This window comes from Mycobacterium sp. (assembly GCF_032161845.1).
GTDB lineage: Bacteria > Actinomycetota > Actinomycetes > Mycobacteriales > Mycobacteriaceae > Mycobacterium.
In genome coordinates, this window is record NZ_JAVRQA010000099.1 from 1 (window position 1) to 18,613 (window position 18,613).

The 18,613-nt window shown below is 67.6% G+C and carries 16 protein-coding genes and 1 pseudogene; 12 read left to right on the top strand and 5 right to left on the bottom strand.

Annotated features, from left to right (window positions below):
* Positions 1–168, top strand: a pseudogene (locus QOD90_RS05980) (succinate--CoA ligase subunit alpha); the annotation flags it as partial.
* Positions 169–311: 143 nt separating this feature from the next.
* A complete protein-coding gene (locus QOD90_RS05985) occupies positions 312–1,850 on the top strand; it encodes an acetyl-CoA acetyltransferase (RefSeq protein WP_526347640.1) in 1,539 nt (512 codons plus the stop codon).
* 214 nt (positions 1,851–2,064) lie between these two features.
* On the opposite strand, the gene QOD90_RS05990 is transcribed toward QOD90_RS05985, so the two are convergent.
* Together QOD90_RS05990 and QOD90_RS05995 are read right to left on the bottom strand one after the other, a co-directional pair.
* Positions 2,065–2,370, bottom strand: a complete 306-nt coding sequence (locus QOD90_RS05990; RefSeq protein WP_526347642.1) for a hypothetical protein — start codon at positions 2,368–2,370, stop codon at positions 2,065–2,067.
* Between the two features lie 74 nt (positions 2,371–2,444).
* Entirely contained in the window at positions 2,445–3,293 is an 849-nt protein-coding gene (locus tag QOD90_RS05995) for an LLM class F420-dependent oxidoreductase (protein ID WP_526347644.1), read from the bottom strand.
* Between the two features lie 129 nt (positions 3,294–3,422).
* Here QOD90_RS05995 and QOD90_RS06000 point away from each other — a divergent pair, with 129 nt between their 5' ends.
* From QOD90_RS06000 to purH, 7 genes are all read left to right on the top strand, one after another.
* Positions 3,423–3,947 carry a hypothetical protein gene (locus QOD90_RS06000; RefSeq protein ID WP_526347646.1) on the top strand — a complete coding sequence of 175 codons (525 nt, stop codon included), beginning with the start codon at positions 3,423–3,425 and terminating at the stop codon, positions 3,945–3,947.
* The gene (locus tag QOD90_RS06005) at positions 3,916–5,091 is read left to right on the top strand and encodes a type III PLP-dependent enzyme (RefSeq protein ID WP_526347648.1); all 1,176 of its coding nucleotides are present in this window, start codon (positions 3,916–3,918) and stop codon (positions 5,089–5,091) included. Before QOD90_RS06000 ends, QOD90_RS06005 begins: the two co-directional genes overlap by 32 nt.
* Before the next feature lie 57 nt (positions 5,092–5,148).
* On the top strand, positions 5,149–6,279 hold the full coding sequence (gene sfnG, locus QOD90_RS06010) for a dimethylsulfone monooxygenase SfnG (protein WP_526347650.1): 1,131 nt from the start codon (positions 5,149–5,151) through the stop codon (positions 6,277–6,279).
* A gap of 114 nt (positions 6,280–6,393) precedes the next feature.
* A complete protein-coding gene (locus QOD90_RS06015) occupies positions 6,394–7,209 on the top strand; it encodes a DUF5336 domain-containing protein (RefSeq protein ID WP_526347652.1) in 816 nt (271 codons plus the stop codon).
* A gap of 61 nt (positions 7,210–7,270) precedes the next feature.
* Positions 7,271–8,740 (top strand): cell division protein PerM, encoded by a 1,470-nt coding sequence (locus QOD90_RS06020; RefSeq protein ID WP_526347654.1) that lies wholly within the window; start codon positions 7,271–7,273, stop codon positions 8,738–8,740.
* A gap of 10 nt (positions 8,741–8,750) precedes the next feature.
* Positions 8,751–9,380, top strand: coding sequence for a phosphoribosylglycinamide formyltransferase (gene purN / locus QOD90_RS06025; protein WP_526347656.1), 630 nt, complete (start codon positions 8,751–8,753; stop codon positions 9,378–9,380).
* The gene (purH, locus tag QOD90_RS06030; RefSeq protein WP_526347658.1) at positions 9,377–10,972 is read left to right on the top strand and encodes a bifunctional phosphoribosylaminoimidazolecarboxamide formyltransferase/IMP cyclohydrolase; all 1,596 of its coding nucleotides are present in this window, start codon (positions 9,377–9,379) and stop codon (positions 10,970–10,972) included. The genes purN and purH overlap by 4 nt, the downstream gene beginning before the upstream one ends.
* On the opposite strand, the gene QOD90_RS06035 is transcribed toward purH, so the two are convergent.
* Positions 10,944–11,423 (bottom strand): hypothetical protein, encoded by a 480-nt coding sequence (locus QOD90_RS06035; RefSeq protein WP_526347660.1) that lies wholly within the window; start codon positions 11,421–11,423, stop codon positions 10,944–10,946. The genes purH and QOD90_RS06035 overlap by 29 nt on opposite strands.
* Positions 11,424–11,532: 109 nt before the next feature.
* On the opposite strand from QOD90_RS06035, the gene modA reads away from it, so the two are divergent.
* The 3 genes from modA to QOD90_RS06050 all read left to right on the top strand — a co-directional run bounded on the left by modA (position 11,533) and on the right by QOD90_RS06050 (position 15,793).
* Positions 11,533–12,306, top strand: a complete 774-nt coding sequence (gene modA / locus QOD90_RS06040) for a molybdate ABC transporter substrate-binding protein (protein ID WP_526347662.1) — start codon at positions 11,533–11,535, stop codon at positions 12,304–12,306.
* Positions 12,307–12,444: 138 nt separating this feature from the next.
* Positions 12,445–13,827, top strand: coding sequence for a sigma 54-interacting transcriptional regulator (locus tag QOD90_RS06045; RefSeq protein WP_526347664.1), 1,383 nt, complete (start codon positions 12,445–12,447; stop codon positions 13,825–13,827).
* Positions 13,820–15,793 (top strand): VWA domain-containing protein, encoded by a 1,974-nt coding sequence (locus QOD90_RS06050; protein WP_526347666.1) that lies wholly within the window; start codon positions 13,820–13,822, stop codon positions 15,791–15,793. Before QOD90_RS06045 ends, QOD90_RS06050 begins: the two co-directional genes overlap by 8 nt.
* 1 nt (position 15,794) lies before the next feature.
* Here QOD90_RS06050 and QOD90_RS06055 read toward each other — a convergent pair whose 3' ends face one another.
* Together QOD90_RS06055 and QOD90_RS06060 are read right to left on the bottom strand one after the other, a co-directional pair.
* Positions 15,795–16,376 (bottom strand): DUF1707 domain-containing protein, encoded by a 582-nt coding sequence (locus QOD90_RS06055; RefSeq protein ID WP_526347668.1) that lies wholly within the window; start codon positions 16,374–16,376, stop codon positions 15,795–15,797.
* Positions 16,377–17,085: 709 nt separating this feature from the next.
* Positions 17,086–18,606, bottom strand: a complete 1,521-nt coding sequence (locus QOD90_RS06060; RefSeq protein ID WP_526347670.1) for an ArnT family glycosyltransferase — start codon at positions 18,604–18,606, stop codon at positions 17,086–17,088.
* Between the last annotated feature and the right edge of the window lie 7 nt (positions 18,607–18,613).

Here is an 18,613-nt window from a genome sequence, read left to right on the forward strand (position 1 = left end):
TTCACTGCGCCGGAAGGCAAGACGATGGGCCACGCCGGCGCCATCGTCTCCGACGGTGCGGGTACCGCCCAGGGCAAGAAGGAAGCGCTCGAAGCCGCAGGCGTCAAGGTCGGCAAGACGCCGTCGGAGACCGCTGCGCTGGCTCGGGAGATCCTCCAGAGCCTCTAGACCCTTCTGCGCGAGCAGTCGCAAAAGCCCCTCAATCGACGCGATTGAGGGGCTTTTGCGTCTGCTCGCGGGTGGGTTGCTCGCGGGTGGATGAGTCGACACGGAGTTGGAACACGTTCCAGTTTCGGTTAGCCTGACGAACTATGCAGGTAGACCCGCGTACCCCCGTCGTCGTCGGCGTCGGACAGTTCACCGAACGCATCGGCGATGCCGACTACCGGGGCATGTCCTCGGTCGAGTTGGCCACCGCGGCGACCAGGGCCGCGCTTGCCGACACCGGGGCCGACGTGGCCGCCGTCGCGCGGGCGATCGAGGTGTTCGCCGGGCTGCGTCAGTTCGAGATCTGCACACCGTTCAGCAAGCCCCCGCTCGGCTGCTCGGACAACTACGTGCGATCGGTGGCGCAGCGCGTCGGCGCCGATCCTGCGCGGGCCATCCTCGAGCCGATCGGCGGCAACGGGCCGCAGAAGCTGATGACCGAGTTCGCAGGGGCGATCGCCGCCGGCGACCACGAGGTCGTCCTGATCCTCGGTTCGGAGCCGGGGTCGACGGCGAAGTACTTCTCGGGGAGAAACGACAAGCCGGACTTCACCGAGCACGTCGGGGGTCAGCTCGAGGACCGTGGCTATGGCTTCGAGCAGTACATGAGCGAGTACACCGCCAAGCATGGGCTGACCGGGGCGCCCGTGCAGTACGGACTGCTCGACAACGCGCGACGGGCCCGGTTGAATCTCAGCGTTGGGGACTACCGCCGCCGCATGGCCGAGCTCTTCGCCCCGTTCTCGAAAGTCGCTGCCAAGAATCCGTTTTCGTCGTCGCCGGTGGAGCGATCGGTAGCGGAGATCGAAACCGTCACCGACGAGAACCGGATGATCTGCGACCCGTATCCGCGGCTGCTGGTGGCCCGCGACACCGTCAATCAGGGTGCCGCCGCCCTGGTCATGTCGGTGGCGGCCGCCCGCCGTCTTGGCGTGGCCGAGGAGAAGTGGGTGTACCTGCGCGGCCACGCCGACCAGATCGAGCAGGACCTGTTGGACCGCGTCGACACGAGCATCAGCCACTCGGCGAAACAGGCTGTGGCAGAAGCGCTCCGAGTCGCAGGCATCGGCATAGACGACGTGTCGACGTTCGACCTCTACAGCTGTTTCCCGTTTCCGGTCTTCGCGGTGTGCGACGAGTTCGGGCTCGCCGACGATGATCCGCGGGGGCTCACGCTCACCGGTGGGCTGCCGTATTTCGGCGGGCCCGGCAACAGCTATTCACTGCACGGAATCGCCGAGACCGTTGCCGAGATGCGGGACAAGCCAGGCTCATTCGGTCTGGTCGGCGCCAATGGTGGTGTCATGAGCAAGTATTCGGTGGGCGTGTACTCCACCGCTCCAGCCGAGTGGGTGGCCGACGACGGCAAGGCCTTGCAAGACGAGATCGCGGCGCTGCCTAAAGTCGCGGTCACCCGCAATGCCGACGGTCCCGGTGTCATCGAGACGTACTCGGTGCGTTACGACTGGCCCGTCACGACCGGCGTCATCATCGGTCGGCTGGACGCGGACGGCAGCCGGTTCATGGCCCTGACCGAAGACGACGACCTGGTGACGTTGATGTGCGACGGGGACCCGCTGGGAGCCCGCATCGCGGTGAAGGCGACGGACGACGGAACGAACCTAGCCACGCTTGCGTCGTGAGGTTCGCCCCTTCGATTCGAAACGGATGCGGTTGCCGTCCTCGTCGCGCCTGACGTTGCGACGGTCGGCCCGTGGCTCGTCGAAGACTCGGACGATGAGTGAGCTGATGTGGGGCATGGCGTTTCCCTTTGCGGCTGTCGACTGTGGTTCCTGATGCCAACCAACTGTCGTCGCCGGGGCAGCCTCCGTCGTGAGTAGTCGACTACGCGACCGCTTACTGGTTGCCCCAGCCGCGGCTGCCGTCCCAGCCACCGCACAAGCCGTTGACGCAGCCGCTACCGAAGCCGCCCTGGATGGGGTTCCAACCGCCGCAGCCGTGCCACCCGGGTCCTGAGTAACACCCGTCGCCGCCGCCCTGACCGCCGCTGCCACTGCCGTTTCCGGCGGGTTCGGCAAGCACCACCTGGCTGTGGGCGGTTCCCGGGGCGCTCGCGAGCACCGCGGCCGGTGCGGTGACGATCGCTGCTGCGGCGGCTCCCGCTACGGCCAATGAGCCGATGAACATTCGTGTTGTTAGCATGACTATATAATCCTCCCGCAATCAGGATTTACTCCCGATCGTGAGCGCCAACACCCGGTCTCCGCGGTTGTGATCTAGACCAACGCAGCGAGCTTGCCTGCCAGCCTTTCCACGTATCCGGCGACCTCGACCTCGGGCTTGTCGGGCAGTCCGAACAGCACCTCGGTGACACCGAGGTCGGCCCAGCGGGCCAGCTTGTCGGGATCGGGCTTGAAGTCGAGTGCGACGATCTGTGGCGCCCCGTCGCGATCGGCGGCCGCCCAGCTGTCCTGCAGCAGTTTTACCGGCGCATCGATGTCGAAGTCACGCGGCGTGGTGATCCACCCGTCGGCCGACTTGGCGATCCACTTGAAGTTCTTCTCGGTGCCCGCCGCCCCGACGAGCACCGGGATGTGAGCTTGCACGGGCTTGGGCCACGCCCAGCTGGGGCCGAACTTGACGAACTCGCCGTCGTATTCGGCCTCTTCCTGCGTCCACAGGGCGCGCATCGCCTCCAGGTACTCGCGCAGCATGGTGCGCCGACGCCCCGGCGGAACGTTGTGGTCGGTGAGTTCGTCTGTGTTCCAGCCGAATCCGACGCCGAGGCTGACGCGGCCGCCGGAGAGGTGATCCAGCGTGGCGATCGACTTGGCGAGGGTGATGCAGTCGTGCTCGACGGGCAGCGCTACGGCTGTCGAGAGGCGCACCTTCGACGTCACGGCGGCCGCGGTACCCAGGCTGACCCACGGGTCGAGCGTGCGCATGTAGCGGTCGTCGGGCAGCGACTCGTCGCCCGTGGTGGGGTGCGCGGCCTCGCGCTTGATCGGGATGTGCGTGTGCTCGGGCACGTAGAACGTGTGAAAGCCGTGGTCGTCGGCGAGCTTGGCCGCCGCTGCCGGAGTGATGCCGCGGTCGCTGGTGAAAAGTACGAGCCCGTAGTCCATGACCAGAATTAGAACGTGTTCTAGTCGTCACGCGCAAGGCGGCCCCTTCGTTCGCACGTAGTGAGCTGCGAAAATCGGGTAGCTCCCTACGCAAGCCCGCAGGTGGTCTTCGACGGAACAGTTCGATCCATGAACTCCGAACGCTCGACGGCTAGGAAGCTACGGGAATGGGCTCGGCGCTACCTTCCCTGCGAAGTCGCGGGTACGACATGTGAACTGGGTGGCGCTGCCATCACCTACGGGATCACCGGTTCCGCCGCAGCGGCCGCCATCGTCGCCACGATCGGGGCCTCCGTCGGCTACTACGCGGCGGCCTACGTCGCCGCCCTGCGCACCGCCTACCGTCCGCAGCTCTCGTCGTCCCGATTGTCTCGCGCGGTCACCGCGAACGGTCGGGCGCTACGCAGCATCGCGATCGAGTTCGGCCCCGCCGAGGTCGTCGACACCTTGATCATCCGGCCGCTTGCCTTCTACTTCGGGCCCATCCTGTTCGGCGGCATGGTCGCCGGCTGGGTCTTCGCCAAGCTGGTGGCCGACGTCGGGTTCTACGCGCTGGCCATCGTCTCCTACGAAAGATTCAACGGGCTGCTGGTGGTCCACGGGCAAGGCGAGGAGGTGTCCCATGAATCTGCAGCGACGGTCGCAGCTGCGTAGCCAACTGCGTGGCATGGCCGGGCACTGGCGAGAACTCGTCGCGCTGCACGGCACGCCGCTGCTGGTCCTCGATCCATATCGCGTCGCGGCGCAGTATTCACTGCTCACCGAGCACCTCCGCGGGTTCCGTCTGCACTACGCGGTCAAAGCCCTTCCCCATCCCGCAGTGCTGACCGTGCTGGCCGCCAGTGGCAGCAGCTTCGACGTGGCCACCGGAGCCGAGGTCGACCTCGTCAAGCGGCTAGGCATCGCCATGACCCGCTGCATCTATACCCATCCGGTGAAGAAGCCCGAAGACATCGACTACGCCTACGCCAACGGCATTCGCACGTTCGTCGTCGACAATCCGATCGAGGCACAGAAGTTCCTGGGCCGCGATCCCGACATCGAAATACTGGTCCGGCTGGCCTTCCCGAATCCGTCGGCGAAGTCGGATCTGTCGACGAAGTTCGGCGCCGCCCCCGCCGACGCGGAGTTACTGGTCAAGCACGTCGTCACCGCGGGTGTCCGGGTCGCCGGGTTCAGCTTCCACGTGGGCAGCCAGGGCGCGTCGGTGACGTCATACCGCGATGCGCTCCGCTCGACGCTCGACCTGACCAAGCACGTCGAGCGGACGCTGGGACTGCACCTGTCGACCATCGACATCGGCGGCGGATTCCCGGTGTCCTACCGCGATCCGATGCCACCCATCGACGCGATCGGCGACGTCGTCGACGAAGTGCTCGGGCCCAACCACGACTACACGATGCTCGCCGAGCCAGGGCGATTCGTCGTCGCGGACTGCATGACCCTGTTGACCAGCGTGGTCGGCAGTGCCACCCGGGACGGGCGCACCTGGCACTACCTGGACGACGGCCTCTACGGCAGCTACTCCAACGTCATGACCGAAGACGTACACCCACCGATCCTCGCGCTGAACGAGCTCGACAACGATGACGATCAGGGGCCGCCGCTCGAGCTCGTCACGCTCGCGGGGCCCACGTGCGACAGCGTCGACGTCGTCGCCACCGACTACCCCATGCCGTCACTGGGCATCGGCGACGTGGTGGTAAGCCCCACGATGGGGGCTTACACCTCGGTGACGGCGTCGCGGTTCAACGGCATCGCCGCGACGCCCATCGTCGTATCGCCCGGTCGTCGTTGAAATCTGCCGGATCGTTACCCGTGACCTGAGTCGCAGTGGTTGTTGAGATGGCACACCATGACGACCGAACGCATCGCCGACCACGTCAAGTTCGCCTACTGGGTGCCCAACGTCAGCGGTGGCCTGGTGACCAGCGACATCGAACAGCGCACCGACTGGAACTACGAGTACAACAAGAAGCTCGCGCAAACCGCCGAGAACAATGGCTTCGAGTACGCGCTGTCGCAGGTCCGCTACGAGGCCAGCTACGGCGCCGAGTACCAGCACGAGTCGACGAGTTTCAGCCTCGCGCTGCTGCTGGCCACCGAGCGGCTGAAGGTGATCGCCGCCGTCCACCCAGGCCTGTGGCAGCCGGCAGTGTTGGCCAAGCTCGGCGCGACCGCCGATCACCTGAGCAATGGCCGGTTCGCGGTCAACGTCGTCTCCGGCTGGTTCAAGGACGAATTCACCCACCTGGGTGAGCCGTGGCTGGAACACGACGAGCGGTACCGCCGAAGCGCCGAGTTCCTTCAGGTGCTTCGCAAGATCTGGACCGAGGACGACGTGGACTTCCGCGGTGACTTCTACCGGATCCACGACTTCACGTTGAAGCCCAAGCCGCTCAACACGCCGGAACGACCCAATCCCGAAATCTTCCAGGGCGGTAACTCGACGGCCGCCAGGCGCAACGGTGGGCTCTACTCCGACTGGTACTTCTCCAATGGCAAGGACTTCGACGGGATCACCGAACAGGTCGTCGAGGTTCGCGATCACGCCCGCAGCGTGGGACGCGAGGTCAAGGTCGGTCTCAACGGCTTCATCATCGCCAGGGACACGGAGAAAGAGGCGAAGGAGACCCTGAGGGAGATCATCGCGAAGGCCAACAAGCCTGCCGTCGAGGGCTTCCGCGGTGCCGTGCAACAGGCCGGCAACTCCACCGGTGACAAGAAGGGGATGTGGGCCGATTCGAGCTTCGAGGATCTCGTGCAGTACAACGACGGCTTCCGCACCCAGCTGATCGGCACGCCCGAACAGATCGCCGAACGCATCGTCGCGTACCGCAAACGTGGCGTGGATCTGATCCTCGGCGGCTTCCTGCACTTCCAGGAAGAGATCGAGTACTTCGGTGCGAACGTCTTGCCATTGGTGCGCGAAATCGAGCAGTCCGAAGAGGATTCGCGCGGCCGCCCGGTGCTGGTCCCCGCCTGACGTTCTCGTGTTTGCTCGCCAACGGTCGACGGGTGGTCGACGCGCGCATGCCGATCGACTCCATGGCTCGGTGCGCTAGCGTGGGTGAACGAATCGCCGATCGTAGGAGGGGACATGTCGTATCCATCGGGCCCGCCCGGTAACTCCGGGTACCCGTCTGCGGCGCAGTACGGCGCGCCCAGTCAGCAATTCGGTCAACCTCAACAAGAGGCTGCCCCACCAGGGCCGAGCAAGCTTCCGCTGTATCTCGACATCGCGGTGGCGGTGCTCGGCTTGGCTGCCTACCTGACCACGTTCGCGCTCGACGGCGGAACCACGCTCGGTCCGGTCGCCGCCATCCTGGCAGGCCTGTTGGCCGGTGTCGGACTGGTGCCCAAGCAGAAGAGCCACTTCGGCGTCGTCGCGGTGCTGGCCGTCCTCGGCTTCCTGCTGGTGCTGTCCGACGTGATCAACATCGGCGCCAGCAATGTCGACTGGCCGTGGTACCTGCTGATCGCCTTCACGTTGCTGCAGGCGATCGCCGCGGTGGCCGCGCTGCTTCTGGACGCCGACGTCATCACCGCGCCGGTGCCCAAGCCCAAGTACGAGCAGAACCCGTACGGCCAGTACGGCGCTCCCGGCCCGTACTACGGCCAGCCGCAAGGCCAGCCGCAAGGCCAGCCGCAGGGCCCGCCGCACCAGCAGGGTCCTCCGCAGCGCGGTGGCTACCCGCAGCAGCAGTACGGCGGCTACCAGGGCGGTCCGTCGACCGGTGGATTCAATTCGCAGCCGACGCAGCAGGGCGGCCCGCAGCAGAGCGGCCCGCCGACGCCTCCGACGGGGTTCCCCGCCTTCGGGCAGCCGCAGGGTGCGATCGGTTCGCAGCCCACGCAGACGTTCGAAACGCAGCAACCACAGGCTGCGCCGCAAACCGCCCCGCCACCGTCATAATCTCTAGCGGCGCGCACGCACACTCCGCGCGTACGAGATCGTGCGAGGAGCGACCCAGCTAGTGGACAACCGGCCAGTCGGCACGCGCCAGGCGCGCGACCTGCTCAGAGTCGCGTTCGGGCCGTCTGTCATCGCGTTGGTCGTCATCGCGGCCGTGGTGTTGGTGCAGTTGGTGATCGCCAACAGCGACATGACGGGCGCGTTCGGCGCGATCGCGAGCATGTGGCTGGGCGTGCACCAGGTCCCGGTCAACATCGGTGGCGCGGAACTGGGCGTCATGCCGCTGCTGCCGATGCTCGCGATGGTGTGGGGAACGGCGCGCACCACCGCGGCGGCCACCAAGGCGGGCACCTCCTGGTTCGTCATCCGGTGGATCGTGGCGTCGGCGCTCGGCGGTCCACTGCTGATCGCCGCGATCGCGCTGGCCGTCATCCACGACGCGTCGTCGGTGCTGACCGCACTCCAGACGCCGAGCGCGACGCTCGCCTTCGGTTGTGTGCTGGCAGTGCATTTCGCTGGCGCCCTGATCGGCGTCGGCACCAGGGTGTCCCGCCGACTGCGGACCATGCCGCACGTGCCAGGGTGGCTACCGGACGCGTTCCGGGCGGCGTCGGCGGGCGTGCTCGCGCTGTTCGGCCTGTCCGGGGTGATCGCCGTCGGGTCGATGGTCGTGCACTGGGGCACGATGGACACCCTCTTCGGGATCACCGATTCGGCGTTCGGTCAGTTGAGCTTGACGTTGTTGTCGATGCTGTATGCGCCCAACGTGATCATCGGTACCGCGGCGGTTGCCGTCGGCTCCAGCGCTCACGTGGGGCTGGCGACGTTCAGTTCCTTCACCGTGCTTGGCGGCGACGTTCCCGCCCTGCCCATCCTGGCGGCCGTGCCCAGCCCGCCGCTGGGACCGATCTGGGTGGCGCTGCTGATCGCGGCGGCGGCTTCGGCCGTGGCGGTCGGTCAGCAATGTGCCCGACATCCCGTGCCGCTGCCCGCGGCGGCAGGCAAGTTGGTCGCCGCGTCGGCGATAGCGGCCGTCGCGATGGCGTTGCTCGGCTACGCGGGCGGTGGACGGCTCGGGAACTTCGGCGACGTCGGTGTCGATCAGACCACGTTCGGTCCTGCCGTGTTCCTGTGGTTCGCCGCGATCGGCGGCCTGACGGTCGTGATGAGTGGCGGCATCGCGCGTCGGGCCAAGGTGCGAACCGTTCCCAAGGCAGCGACCGCCCCGGAGCCCGAGCCGATACCGGAATCGGAACCGGAGCTGGATCTGGAATCGGATGGGGAGGTGCCGATGCCGCCCACCGAGGAGGACGAGCCCGGCCCAGAGGAGGTCCAGGACGAGGAGATCGTCGCCCAGATCGTGGTGGACGAGCCCGAGGAGCCGCAGCCCGTGTTCGACGACCCCACGGATCGTCCGGCAACCCCGCGGAGCGCGCCCCGGGACGTGTTCGACCTCGACGACGACCCCGAAGCGCACTTCTTCACCGACGACGACCGCACCAGCGAAGAGCGGCGGCGTTCCTCCGATTAGGCTGCATCGCGTGCAGCCCCCGCTTCGTGTGCCCGCCAGTGCGCCGGCACGGCTGGTCGTGCTGGCATCGGGCACCGGTTCGCTACTCGAGTCGATACTCGCCGCCGCCGTCGGCGACTACCCAGCGCGCGTCGTGGCGGTCGGGACCGATCGTGACTGCCGGGCGCTGGAGATCGCCGCGGCGGCCTCGTTGCCCTCCTATACGGTCCGCCTGGCCGACCAGCCCGACCGGCAGGCCTGGGACACGGCGATCACCGAAGCGACGGCGGCGCACCAGCCCGACCTGGTGGTCTCGGCCGGATTCATGAAGATCCTTGGACCGCAGTTCCTTTCGCACTTCCTCGGCCGGGTGGTGAACACGCACCCCGCGCTGCTGCCCGCGTTTGCCGGCGCGCACGCGGTGCCCGATGCCCTTGCCTATGGCGTCCGGGTCACCGGCTGTACGGTGCACCTCGTCGACGCGGGCGTCGATACCGGTCCGATCTTGGCGCAGGAGGCCGTCGCAGTGCTCGACGGCGACGACGAGGATGCTTTGCACGAGCGCATCAAGGTCGTCGAGCGACGACTGCTGGTAGAAGTACTTGCCGCGATGGCTACTCGCGGCGTGACGTGGACAGGACGAAAGGCAGCGATCGGATGACCTTCGAGATTGGCGAAGACGTTGACACCGACGACGGCAGGCGGGCGATTCGACGCGCGTTGATCAGCGTGTACGACAAGACCGGGCTCGCCGAGTTGGCGCGCGGGCTGCACGACGCGGGCGTGGCGATCGTGTCGACCGGCTCCACCGCGAAAACCATTGCTGCCAGCGGTGTTCCGGTGACACCGGTGGAGGACGTCACGGGTTTCCCCGAGGTCCTCGACGGCCGGGTGAAGACCCTGCACCCGCGCGTGCACGCCGGATTGCTGGCCGACACCCGCAAGGCCGAACACCTTGCCGCACTGGACGAACTCGGGGTCGCCGCGTTCGAACTGGTGGTCGTCAACCTGTACCCGTTCACCGAGACCGTCGAGTCCGGTGCCAGCGAGGACGAGTGCGTCGAGCAGATCGACATCGGCGGCCCATCCATGGTGCGCGCCGCCGCGAAGAACCACCCCAGTGTCGCGGTGGTCGTCGAGCCGCTCGGCTATGACGGCGTGCTCGCCGCGGTGCGGGCCGGTGGCTTCACCCTCGCGGAGCGTAAGCGGTTGGCGTCGTTGGCTTTTCGGCACACCGCGGAGTACGACGTCGCCGTGGCCGGCTGGATGGGCTCGACCTTGGCGCCCGAATCCGACGACGCGGGTTCACCGGAGTGGTTCGGCGGGACGTGGAAGCGTGCCGCGGTGCTGCGCTACGGCGAGAACCCGCACCAGCAGGCGGCGCTGTACCGCGACGATTCGTCGTGGCCGGGTCTGGCGCAGGCGGAGCAGTTGCACGGCAAGGAGATGTCGTACAACAACTACACCGACGCCGACGCGGCCTGGCGGGCTGCGTTCGACTACGAGCAGACCTGCGTGGCAATCATCAAGCACGCCAACCCATGTGGAATCGCCGTCTCGTCGGTGTCGGTTGCCGACGCGCACCGCAAGGCGCACGAATGCGACCCCCTTAGCGCGTTCGGCGGCGTGATCGCGGCCAATACGACGGTCAGCGTCGAGATGGCCGAGACGGTCGCCGACATCTTCACCGAGGTGATCATTGCGCCCGCCTACGAACCGGGTGCAGTGGAGATCCTGGCCCGCAAGAAGAACGTGCGCGTGCTGGTCGCGTCCGAACCCCGAGTCGGCGGGACCGAGTTCCGTCAGGTCAGCGGCGGCCTGCTCGTCCAGCAGCGCGACGCCCTCGATGCGCCGGGGGACGACCCGACCACCTGGACGCTGGCCACCGGCACGGCCGCCGATCCCGAGACGCTCGCCGACCTGGTGTTCGCCTGGCGTGCCTGCCGCGCCGTGAAGTCGAACGCCATCGTCGTCGCGAAGGACGGTGCGACGGTCGGCGTCGGGATGGGCCAGGTCAACCGGGTCGACGCCGCGCGGCTGGCGGTCGAGCGGGCCGGCGACCGGGTGCGGGGCGCGGTCGCGTCCTCCGATGCGTTCTTTCCCTTCCCCGACGGGCTCGAGGTGTTGACGGCCGCTGGCGTGAAGGCGATCGTCCACCCCGGCGGGTCGATGCGCGACGACGTCGTGACCGAGGCGGCCGCGAAGGCGGGTATCGCGCTCTACCTCACCGGCGCTCGCCACTTCGCGCATTAGGCAGCAGAAGAGGCACCAACCAGGTGAACAAGGCCAGGTTGTAGACCCCGAGCGCGCCGTAGAGCACGGTGTCGTGCGGGTCGAAGCCAAGCACCCCCGGCGCGTGATGGGCTGCCTCGATGGCACACACGATGGTCAGCGCGGTCCAGGCGGCGGTGGCGATCGCCGCGAATCCGACCGTCGCCCAGCGGCCAAGGCAGGCCAAGGTGGCCAACGCGCCGCCTGCCAGGAGCAGCGCACCGTGCAACGGTGTCACCGTGAGCCCGAGAATCGGGCTGCCGTCCGGACCGAAGGGGAGATTGGCCATCGACCACGCGAGCGCGAAGCCGCCCAGCACCCCGATCACGATGCCCTGCCCCAGCAGAGCCAGGTGGGCGATCCGCAAGCGCGACGTCGTGCGTTGAGCCCCCTGCGGCCTCACGCGCAGTCCCACGTGGCTATGTCCGAGCACGTAAGCAAGTGTGGGGCTCGTTGACCGGTGACGACCGGGACGCAAGCGGATTGCCAGGCGATCCGGTCGCCGCTCACAGCGTCGGGTTCGATCGGTATCGTCGCGGGCGATGAACAGGCAAGTGACGCGGGTGATCGCGGTGGGCGCCGTCGCGCTGCTCTCGGCCACCGCGTGCGGTTCGCGGCCAACCCCGACGACGTCGATCACCGTCTACGCGGCGTCGTCGTTGATCAAGAGTTTCACCGCCATCGGCAAGCTCTTCGAAGCGGCGAATCCGCGGTACACGGTCGAGTTCGTCTTCGCGAATTCGGTGGATCTTGCGAACTCGCTCGCCGACGGTGCGGATGCCGACGTCTTCGCCTCGGGTGACCGGGAAAACATGGACGTGGTGGCCGACGCGGGCGCGGTCTCCGGCACCCCGGTCCCATTCGCGGCGAACCGGCTCGTCGTCGTCACCCCTGCAGGCAACCCAAGGCACCTGACGTCGTTCGCCGATCTCGCGCAGCCGGGGTTGCGCGTCGCGCTGTGCGGCGCCCGGAGTGCGTGCGGGTCGGCAACGCAGCTCGCCGAGGAGCGGGCCGGTGTTCACCTTCGCCCACAGGGCACCGAGCCGACGCCGAACCTCGTCCTCAAGGACGTGACGAGCGGGAAGGCCGACGCCGGCGTCGCCTTCATGACCGACGGGCTTGGCGCTGGCGACACCGCATCGTGGTTCGCGCTCTCCGGTGACGATGCCACGGTCACGGCGTGGCTCACGGTGCTCAAGGGAGCCGACCAGGACCGCGAGGCGTCGCAGTTCGTCGCGGAGGTCACCAGCGACGCGGGCAGGCGGATTCTGTCGGACAACGGGTTCTACCAACCTGCGAGCGGCCCGACCGGCTGACGCCCGTCCGCATGTCGTACGGATCGCCCGAGTGATCCCGTAACCTAGCGGGCGGTCAGCGGCGGTTTTTCGTATTCCCGATTCCGCTCTGAGCAGGTAGCGGCTACGTCTCGTGGCCAACCGTCGTAGCGTGGAGTAGTGACATCACCTAACGATCTCCCCCGCACCCTCGGCGAGCTACGTGCTTCCGGGCATCGCGAGCGGGGTGTGAAGGCCGAAATCCGGGAAAATCTGCTGGCCGCCCTCGGCGAGGGCCGAGACGTGTGGACCGGCATCCTTGGCTTCGAGGACACCGTCATCCCGCAGCTGGAACGGGCGCTGATCGCCGAACACGACGTCGTGCTGCTCGGTGAACGCGGCCAGGGCAAGACGCGTCTGCTGCGATCGCTGACGAACCTGCTCGACGAGTGGACGCCCGTGATCGAGGGATCCGAGCTGCACGAACATCCGTACACGCCGATCACTCCCGAGTCGATCCGGCGCGCGGCGACCTCCGGCGACGATTTGCCCATCACGTGGCTGCACCGCGCCGAGCGCTACACCGAGAAACTGGCGACGCCGGACACCAGCGTCGCCGACCTCGTCGGTGACATCGACCCCATCAAGGTCGCCGAGGGCCGCAGCCTCGGCGATCCGGAGACCATAGCGTTCGGTCTGATTCCGCGCGCGCACCGCGGCATCGTCGCGATCAACGAGTTGCCCGACCTCGCCGAGCGCATCCAGGTGTCGATGCTCAACGTGATGGAGGAGCGCGACATCCAGGTCCGCGGCTACACCCTGCGGCTACCGCTCGACGTGCTCGTCGTCGCCAGCGCCAACCCCGAGGACTACACCAACCGCGGCCGCATCATCACGCCGCTCAAGGACCGCTTCGGCGCCGAGATCCGCACCCACTACCCGTTGGCGCTCGAGGCCGAGGTGGGGGTCATCAAGCAGGAGGCCCACCTGCCCGCGGCGGTGCCCGAATACCTGCTGCAGATCCTGGCCCGGTTCGCCCGTGCGCTGCGCGAGTCGCAGTCGGTCGACCAGCGCTCCGGGGTGTCAGCGCGATTCGCGATCGCCGCGGCCGAGACCGTCGCCGCCGCGGCCACGCACCGCTCCGCGGTCCTCGGCGAGCAGGATCCCGTCGCCCGGGTGGTCGACCTTGGCACCATCATCGACGTGCTGCGGGGCAAGCTGGAATTCGAATCCGGCGAGGAGGGGCGCGAACAGGCGGTGCTCGAACACCTGCTGCGGAGGGCGACGGCAGACACCGCCCAACGGCTGCTCGGCGGCCTTGACGTGGGTCCGCTGGTGGCTGCCGTGGAGGAGGGCGCCCCCGTCACGACGGGTGAACGCGTCTCGGCCAAGGACGTACTGGCGGCGCTGCCGGAGCTGCCGATCGTCGATGCCGTCGCCGAACGCCTCGGCGCGCAGACCGACGGCGAACGCGCCGCCGCACTGGAACTGGCGCTCGAGGCCCTCTATCTGGCCAAGCGCATCGACAAGGTGTCCGGCGAAGGTGAAACGATCTATGGCTAAACGCCTGTCGCGGTATTCGCGCTACTCCGGGGGGCCCGACCCGCTGGCGCCTCCCGTCGACCTGCGCGAGGCGCTGGAGCAGATCGGCCAGGACGTCATGGAGGGCAGTTCGCCGCGACGTGCGCTGGCCGAACTGATGCGACGCGGCACCGAGAACACGCGGGGCGCCGACCGGCTGGCCGCCGAGGCGAATCGCAAGCGGCGAGAGCTGTTGCAGCGCAACAACCTCGACGGCACGCTGCAGGAGATCAAGAAGCTTCTCGATGAGGCGGTGCTGGCCGAGCGCAAGGAGCTGGCGCGCGCTCTCGACGACGATGCGCGGTTCAACGAGCTGCAACTCGAGGCGCTGCCATCGTCACCGGCGAAGGCCGTTCAGGAACTGTCGGAGTACGACTGGCGCAGCGACGAGGCGCGCCAGAAGTACGAGCAGATCAAGGACCTCATGGGCCGGGAGATGCTCGATCAGCGTTTTGCGGGCATGAAGGACGCGTTGGAGAACGCCACCGACGAAGACCGTCAGCGCGTCAACGACATGCTCGACGATCTGAACGAGTTGCTGGACAAGCATTCTCGTGGCGAAGACGCGCCCCAAGACTTTCAAGACTTCATGGACAAGCACGGCGAGTTCTTTCCGGAGAACCCGAAGAACATCGACGAGTTGCTCGACTCACTGGCCAAGCGTGCCGCGGCCGCCCAGCGGTTCCGCAACAGCCTGTCCGCCGACCAGCGTGCGGAGCTGGATGCGTTGGCGCAGCAGGCCTTTGGCTCACCGTCGTTGATCAACGCGCTCGACAAGCTCGATCAGCACCTGCAGAATGCGCGGCCCGGCGAGGACTGGCAGGGCTCGGAACGCTTCAAGGGCGACAACCCCATGGGCATGGGGGAGGGCGCGCAGGCGCTGGCCGACATCGGCGAACTCGAGCAGCTCGCCGAGCAGCTGAGCCAAAGCTATGCCGGAGCCCAGATGGACGACGTCGACCTCGACATGCTGGCCCGCCAACTTGGCGATCAGGCAGCCATCGATGCCCGGACACTCGCCGAACTCGAACGGGCACTGATGAACCAGGGTTTCCTGGACCGTGACGCCGACGGCCAGTGGAGACTGTCGCCCAAGGCCATGCGTCAGCTGGGCCAGATGATTCTGCGCGATGTGGCGCAACAACTTTCGGGACGCCACGGCGAACGTGACACCCGTCGCGCGGGGGCCGCAGGCGAGCTCACCGGCGCCACCAGGCCCTGGCAGTTCGGCGACACCGAGCCGTGGAACGTGACGCGGACGCTGACCAATGCGGTGCTGCGGCAAGCCGGCGCCGGGGTCGCGGAGCTACCCATGCAGATCACGGTCGAAGACGTCGAGATCTCCGAGACCGAGACGCGCACCCAGTCTGCCGTCGCGCTTCTCGTCGACACGTCGTTCTCGATGGTGATGGAGAATCGCTGGCTGCCCATGAAGCGCACCGCGCTTGCGCTGCACCAGCTCATCACCACGCGGTTCCGCTCCGACGACCTACAGATCATCGCGTTCGGACGCTATGCCCGCACCGTCAGCGCCGCCGAACTGACCGGCCTCGAAGGCGTATACGAGCAGGGCACCAACCTGCACCACGCGTTGGCGCTTGCCTCGCGTCACCTACGTCGCCACCCCAACGCGCAGCCGGTGGTCCTCATCGTCACCGACGGCGAGCCGACGGCGCACCTCGAGGACTTCGGGGACGGGGAGGGGGCGTCGGTGTACTTCGACTACCCGCCGCACCCGCGGACCATCGCCCACACGGTGAAGGGTTTCGACGAGATCGCGCGACTGGGTGCACAGGTGACGATCTTCCGCCTCGGCAGCGATCCGGGCCTGGCGCGGTTCATCGATCAGGTGGCTCGCCGAGTCGAGGGTCGGGTCGTCCAGCCCGACCTCGATGGATTGGGGGCCGCCGTCGTCGGCGACTACCTCCGCTCGCGACGCAGGCGCTGAGCTACTGCTGGGTCTTGCGACTCTTGCGTTTGATGCCGACGCTGCCCCACAGGGAGAACCCGCGAATGGTGACGTGCGGCGCGCCGGGAGAGCCTTCGTCGCCGATGTGGTCGAAGGCACCCATCACGCCGACACCTCGGATGTCGACGTTCAATTCCGGCGACAGCAGGATGGTCTGCCCGCCGAAGATCGAGTACGAGTGGATCTCGACGTCGGCTGAGGTGAAGTCGGCGTAGCGAAGGTCGATCACGCCGCCTCCGAAGACGGCCACCGAGGTCAATCGCTTCGGCACGTTCCAGCGGCCGCGTCGCTCGAAACCGCTCATGATCGCGAGAAGGAGAGTGGATGGCGCGGGCCGGCCGGGTGCGATGGCGGGAGCCGTGGTGGCGATTCCTGGCAGGTCTGAGCTAAGGCGATCCAGCTCGTCGAACGTCTGCGCGGCGTACGCCTTCTTGAGACGGTCCTCGTATTCGCTCATCTCGAGACGGCCCTGGGCGGCGGCATCGGAGAGCAGCTGCGCCACCTGAATGCGATCGGTGTCGGCAGCACGCATCGACCCGTATCGCGACGCTCCATTGCTCATTGGGGACGAGCCTACGACGAACGCTCAGACATGCAAGGTGCCATGCACAGAAGTCAGCCAAACGTCAGCTTCGTCGATGCCTGAGCACCTCGGTTCGGCGCCATCGTGAGGGTCAGCTTGGCGGCAACCAAGCGGTGGGCAACGGGTTCCAATCGGTAGGCCATGGAAAGAACGGCGCAGGCGGAGGGGCAGGGGTTGCGGCCGTGGTCGCCCGTTGGTTCGTCGGCGGGGGGCCGGGCGTCGGCACCGCCCCTGTCGGTATCGGGCCGGTGGGCATCGGACCCGTTGGTTGCGGGACGAAGGTGGGTTGCGGGCCGGTGGGTTGCGGGACGAAGGTGGGTTGCGGTCCGGTGGGTTGCGGGCCAGTGGGTTGCGGTCCCGTTGGCTGCGGAACGAAGGTGGGTTGCGGTCCGGTGGGCATCGGAACCGTGAGCGACGGCACGTCGGCTGGCGGCGCCTGTGGAGCACGTGCCACCGCGCCGGCGCGGAGCGCGCAACTCGCAAGGATCACGGTCAGCGCGGCAGCAACGAGCACGGAGGCGACGAGCACCGGTCGAATTTCCCGACCGCTCGAACTCGCGCGTTCAGCGTGCTTCGGGGTGGTGACGAACATCCAATTCAAGCCCATGCGCACCCCCACGCTGAATAATCACCGTCAGCGTAAGCCTGTTAGCAGCTGGTGGTTACCGAATGCGCCATCCCGTTTCGGCTACTCCCGCGCGAAGACGCACACGACGAGGCGAGGGCTGTTCGCGAACCTGTCGACGAGACGCGCAACCGAAAGACCGGACTGGTGCGCGGCGGCCGTCTCGGCGGGCCCGCCACATGGCAGTCCGACGGCGCGCTCGAATAGCGGATCGCACACGACGACGAGGTAATCCGCGGAACTTGGAGTCACGACATTCGCGCCGGCGCGTTGGAGCGGAAACGCGAGGGAGGTTCCAGCCTTCGCAACGCCCGTGATTGCAACCGGTTGCCCCCCGACGTGAACTCGGATCCGGTCGGCAGCCGCCGCTGCCGCTGGCCATCCGCCCCCGGGAGAGGTCAACGGCGGCATGGCGAGAAGCGCGAGAGCGAGGCAACTCGCGATGATCGCGACGCAGGCAAACCGGCCGACCGTGACCGCAGTCGACCACAGGTGTGCTGTCGCGACGCCGACGGCTGCCAGCAGGATCGGGTCGAGCCACGCGTGGTACTGGTCGGTCGGCAATCCCGGTGTCATGATGCCGAGGCTTGGCGAGATCACCGAGAGCGCGGCCACCGCCCAGACGATGGTTGCGACCGACCAGCGGCCGTATTGCCTTGCGATGCAGGAGGTTCCGAGTGCGGCGACCGCGACGGCCACCGAGACGGTGAACAAGGCGGCAAACCCGGCCAGGGGCGCCGAGAGTACGAATCCCGACAGCGGCGATGCCAGGACCCGCCAGGCGATCACAGGTAGCGCGGCGAGCGACGAACCCGCCGGCGTCGGCAGGGAGCGTCCCCTTCCGGACACGACGAAGTCGACGATCGCCCTGATCTCGGAGAAGTCATGACGCAATTCGTGGGCGAGCAGCGGTAGATAACTGATGACGACGACGGCCGCCGCGCCGAGCAGTGGCATCAACACGTGCCGCCGCTGCCCACCCGGGCGCCGCGCGACGTCGGCCAACGCCATGCCGATCAGCGGGGGTGCGGCGAGTAGCGACGACAGATGACCCTGCATGGCCAGCGCCATGCCCACGGCGGCGAAGATCCACCACCGCGCATGCCGCGTCCGCCAGGCCTGCCAGCCCGCGGCCACGGCTAGGGCAGTTGCTGGTCCGACGATGTTCGAATTCCACACGAAGGTCGACGCGGTGATCGCCGAGGCGCTGACCGCCATCAGCAGACCCGCGAGGTGGCCCGCGAGCGGTCCGCCCACGATGCGCCCCAGCCACCACGTGGCGGCCACCCCAGCCATCCCGACGATGGCCAACGTCGCCACGGCAGCCACCGGGTTGGCATCGGTGAGGTAAGCGCCCGGCGCCAACAGCCAGTAATACGCGACGCCATGGTGTGCCGTCCCCAGCGAGCCCATGGGTCCGAGGTCGGGAATCTGGCCGTCGCGAACCCAGTGCAGCATGGTGAGCAGTTGATCGCCCTGGTCGTCGTCCCACTCACCGCGGCCGGGCAAGCCCGGCAGTCGCAGGACGGCGGCGACAGCGAGGATCAGGGCCAGTCCCAGCCCATCGCGTCGTGTAGCCGTCACCCGGACA

Bases quoted from the DNA above. Each gene is read 5' to 3' on its own strand.
- QOD90_RS06000 (WP_526347646.1), top strand. From the start codon at position 3,423: ATGAACTCCGAACGCTCGACGGCTAGGAAGCTACGGGAATGGGCTCGG.
- QOD90_RS05985 (WP_526347640.1), top strand. From the start codon at position 312: ATGCAGGTAGACCCGCGTACCCCCGTCGTCGTCGGCGTCGGACAGTTC.
- sfnG (WP_526347650.1), top strand. From the start codon at position 5,149: ATGACGACCGAACGCATCGCCGACCACGTCAAGTTCGCCTACTGGGTG.
- QOD90_RS06050 (WP_526347666.1), top strand. From the start codon at position 13,820: ATGGCTAAACGCCTGTCGCGGTATTCGCGCTACTCCGGGGGGCCCGAC.
- purH (WP_526347658.1), top strand. From the start codon at position 9,377: ATGACCTTCGAGATTGGCGAAGACGTTGACACCGACGACGGCAGGCGG.
- QOD90_RS06055 (WP_526347668.1), bottom strand. From the start codon at position 16,376: ATGAGCAATGGAGCGTCGCGATACGGGTCGATGCGTGCTGCCGACACC.
- QOD90_RS06005 (WP_526347648.1), top strand. From the start codon at position 3,916: ATGAATCTGCAGCGACGGTCGCAGCTGCGTAGCCAACTGCGTGGCATG.
- QOD90_RS06015 (WP_526347652.1), top strand. From the start codon at position 6,394: ATGTCGTATCCATCGGGCCCGCCCGGTAACTCCGGGTACCCGTCTGCG.
- QOD90_RS05990 (WP_526347642.1), bottom strand. From the start codon at position 2,370: ATGCTAACAACACGAATGTTCATCGGCTCATTGGCCGTAGCGGGAGCC.
- QOD90_RS05995 (WP_526347644.1), bottom strand. From the start codon at position 3,293: ATGGACTACGGGCTCGTACTTTTCACCAGCGACCGCGGCATCACTCCG.
- modA (WP_526347662.1), top strand. From the start codon at position 11,533: ATGAACAGGCAAGTGACGCGGGTGATCGCGGTGGGCGCCGTCGCGCTG.